This is a genomic window from Methanosarcina spelaei, from assembly GCF_002287235.1.
Classification (GTDB): domain Archaea; phylum Halobacteriota; class Methanosarcinia; order Methanosarcinales; family Methanosarcinaceae; genus Methanosarcina; species Methanosarcina spelaei.
This window is the reverse complement of record NZ_LMVP01000298.1, coordinates 1-1130: the sequence shown is the minus strand read 5'-3', so window position 1 is coordinate 1130 and position 1130 is coordinate 1. Positions and strand designations below refer to the sequence as shown.

General features: G+C 34.6%; 1 protein-coding gene and 1 pseudogene. One reads left to right on the top strand and one right to left on the bottom strand.

Annotated elements, in window-relative coordinates:
- Positions 1-203: pseudogene (locus ASJ81_RS23335) on the top strand (ISNCY family transposase); the annotation flags it as partial.
- Positions 204-504: 301 nt separating this feature from the next.
- Here the strand turns inward: ASJ81_RS23335 and ASJ81_RS13180 are convergent.
- Entirely contained in the window at positions 505-882 is a 378-nt protein-coding gene (locus tag ASJ81_RS13180; RefSeq protein ID WP_095644818.1) for a hypothetical protein, read from the bottom strand.
- Positions 883-1130 lie beyond the last annotated feature (248 nt).

The following is a 1130-nucleotide window of genomic DNA, read 5'->3' as shown; positions in this document are numbered from 1 at the left end:
TTGATGATCAGTATAAAAAGAGAGCTGAATGTGAAAAGATACATGGACATATTAAGGGTACAGTAAAATTCGATATTAGAAGAGTAAGAAATCAGAGTAGAAAACTCTACTCTCTATTGAGTTTCATAGCATATCAACTGATGGTGTTGACAGAATTGCAAAATAAAGTTGAAAGCAAAAATTCATTTGGGAGATACTTTTAAAGAAGTGGATATCAAATTAGATTAGAGATTTTAAAAGCTAATTTGAGATCCTATTTCTTAAAACCGATTTCCATGCAATCTATATGCCTTTTTCGATCAATGCAGCTATTATACTTTATTAAGCATTTTTGTCTTATTGCTAATTACTAAGGTGCCTAGCTACGCTTCATTGGATTTGAAGTTTATACTACATCACTATGTGTAAATTTTATATTATGGGCAGAATCCTTATTATTACTATTATCACTTGATAACTCACACTGACTCAGAATTACTGGATTATCTGCCCATACGGTATTACTTAGTTGTTCGGAGTTATTCTGATCACTCTTCCTTCCTCGCTTGTATCATTTCTAGCTGGAGTTTCCATCGTTCTAGCTGGAGTTCCTTCTTCAGTTGGAGTATCTCCCTCAGCTGGAGTCACTGCTACAACTGGAGTTTCTGCTACAACTGGAGTTTCTGCTACTACTTCTTCAACTGGAGTTACAGCTTCAACTTCAGTTACGACCTCAACTTCAGTTACAACCTGTGCTGGAGTGCCTGCTTGTGCTGGAGTTATATCTTTTACTTCTTCAGCTGGAGTTCCTGTTAGGTTTGGAGTTTCCTCTCTTTGACCGGTGCATCCTATTGCAAGGAATATACCGAACATTACTATCAATATAACAAGTGCTTTTCTCATACTTTCCCCCCACTTATAATTATGTGTTTTATAAAAGATGCTTTATAATTGATATTGAAGTTTTATAACAATTACTGCTAGATTCTGAACATAATTCCTCTTATGATCTGTTCATTCTAGTACCTAATTTCTCTGAGAATAGAGATCTTCCGCTAACTTAACACTCTTGTTCTATTCTAATTCCATTTTCGGTGGTCGTGTCCCTAAATCATTGACTTAGTTTTATATAATCTTGAATCTATTATTAT

Coding starts and splice junctions, on each gene's coding strand:
- ASJ81_RS13180 (WP_095644818.1), bottom strand. CDS start 882: ATGAGAAAAGCACTTGTTATATTGATAGTAATGTTCGGTATATTCCTT.